The 1,466-nt window shown below is 69.4% G+C and carries 1 protein-coding gene; it reads right to left on the reverse strand.

What is annotated here, in order from left to right; genetic code table 11:
• A partial coding sequence (gene dxs / locus CV103_RS08660; protein WP_107394666.1) for a 1-deoxy-D-xylulose-5-phosphate synthase occupies positions 1-1,466 on the reverse strand: 1,466 nt, incomplete at both ends.

Raw genomic sequence — 1,466 nt, forward strand, 5'->3', positions numbered from 1 at the left:
CCTTCCTCGATGGTGACCGCCACCTCATGGGTGGACAGCAGCCGGCGGATCAGCGCCTCGTCCAGCGGCTTGGCGAAGCGCAGGTCGGCGACGCTGGTGGAAAGGCCCAGGGCCTCCAGCTGGTCGGCCGCGCGCTCGGCCTCCGCCAGCCGCGTGCCGAGCGAGAGGATCGCCACCGTCTTGCCCTCGCGCACCAGCCGGCCCTTGCCGATCTCCAGCCGCTCCGGCGTGGCGGGGATGGCGACGCCGGTGCCGTTGCCCCGGGGATAGCGCACCGCGATCGGCCCCGTATCGTGCAGCGCCATGGTGTGGACCATGTGGGTCAGCTCCGCCTCGTCGGCGGCCGCCATCACCACGAAATTGGGCAGCGAGGCGAGATAGGTGACGTCGAAGCTGCCGGCATGGGTGGCGCCGTCCGCCCCCACCAGCCCCGCCCGGTCGATCGCGAAGCGCACCGGCAGGTTCTGGATCGCCACGTCATGCACCACCTGGTCGTAGGCGCGCTGCAGGAAGGTGGAATAGATCGCGCAGAACGGCCGCATGCCGCGCGCGGCCAGGCCGGCGGCGAAGGTCACCGCATGCTGTTCGGCAATGCCGACGTCGAAGCAGCGATCGGGAAACGCCTTCTCGAACCGGTCGAGCCCGGTGCCCGACGGCATCGCCGCGGTGATCGCGCAGATCGTCTCGTCGCGCTTCGCCTCGGCCACCAGCGCATCGGCGAAGACGGCGGTATAGGCCGGCGGCCCCGGCGGCGCCTTGGCCTGCGCGCCCGTCACCACATCGAACTTCTGCACGCCATGATATTTGTCGGCCGCCGCCTCCGCCGGCGCATAGCCCTTGCCCTTCTGGGTCACGACATGGACCAGGATCGGCCCTTCGGAGGCGTCGCGGACATTCTCCAGGATCGGGATCAGGTGATCGAGATTATGGCCGTCGATCGGCCCGACATAATAAAAGCCCAGCTCCTCGAACAGCGTGCCGCCCATCGTCATGCCGCGGGCGAACTGGTCGGTCTTGCTGGCGACGTCGTGCAGTGGGCGCGGCAGCCGGCGCGCCACCTTCTTGGCGAGATCGCGCAGGGACAGGAACGGCCGCGACGAGACGATCCGGGCGAGATAGGCGGACAGCCCCCCCACCGGCGGCGCGATCGACATGTCATTGTCGTTCAGGATCACCACCAGCCGGTTGCCGGCCTGGGCGGCGTTGTTCATCGCCTCATAGGCCATGCCCGCCGACATCGCCCCGTCGCCGATCACCGCGATCGCCTTGCCCGGCGCGCCCGCCAGCTTGTTTGCCACCGCAAAGCCGAGCGCCGCCGAGATCGAGGTCGAGCTGTGCGCCGCCCCGAACGGATCATATTCGCTCTCGGACCGCCTGGTGAAACCCGAAAGCCCGCCGCCCTGCCGCAAGGTGCGGATGCGATCGCGCCTGCCGGTCAATATCTTGTGCGGATAGGCCTGGTGGCC

The sequence above is a fragment of the Edaphosphingomonas fennica genome (assembly GCF_003034225.1).
Taxonomy (GTDB): Bacteria; Pseudomonadota; Alphaproteobacteria; order Sphingomonadales; family Sphingomonadaceae; genus Sphingomonas_E; species Sphingomonas_E fennica.